The sequence below is a fragment of the Mycobacterium simiae genome, assembly GCF_008370645.1.
Classification (GTDB): domain Bacteria; phylum Actinomycetota; class Actinomycetes; order Mycobacteriales; family Mycobacteriaceae; genus Mycobacterium; species Mycobacterium simiae_A.
On record NZ_VTZN01000496.1, the window covers coordinates 1 to 563 of the forward strand.

Sequence of the window (563 nt, forward strand, 5' to 3'; positions counted from 1 at the left end):
GGCAGCCACCCGATGAACTCGTCGAAGGCTGCCGATTGTTACGGTAGCCTCGTGGCTGCGAGGAAAACGGCTGGTTAGCGGGCTGCGGCTTCCTGCGGGCCCGGATACGTTTCATCTCTACCGTGAGGAACTGAATTGAAACTCAACCGATTCGGCGCCACGCTGAGTCTCCTGGCTGCGGGCGCTCTGGTGTTGTCAGCGTGTGGCAGCGATAACAACCCCAGCGGGGGAGGCACCACCGCGGCCCAATCGTCGGGCAATGTGAGTTGCGGGGGCAAGAAGACACTCAAGGCCAGCGGGTCTACCGCGCAGGCCAACGCAATGACGCGCTTCGTCAAGGCGTTCGAAGAGGCCTGCCCGGGTCAGACCCTGAATTACACCGGCAACGGATCGGGCGCCGGGATCAGCGAATTCAACGGCAATCAAACCGATTTCGGTGGCTCGGACTCGCCGCTGAGCAAAGACGAGGCGGCGGCGGCACAACAGCGCTGCGGTGGCTCGCCAGCGTGGAACTTACCGGTGGTGTTTGGCCCGATCGCGGTCACCTACAACATCAACGGCGT

At 62.9% G+C, this 563-nt stretch carries 1 protein-coding gene; it reads left to right on the top strand.

What is annotated here, in order from left to right; translation table 11 throughout:
- Window positions 1-135 precede the first annotated feature (135 nt).
- Window positions 136-563: substrate-binding domain-containing protein (locus F0Q45_RS26605; protein WP_188113200.1), on the top strand; the 428-nt coding region annotated here is incomplete at its 3' end.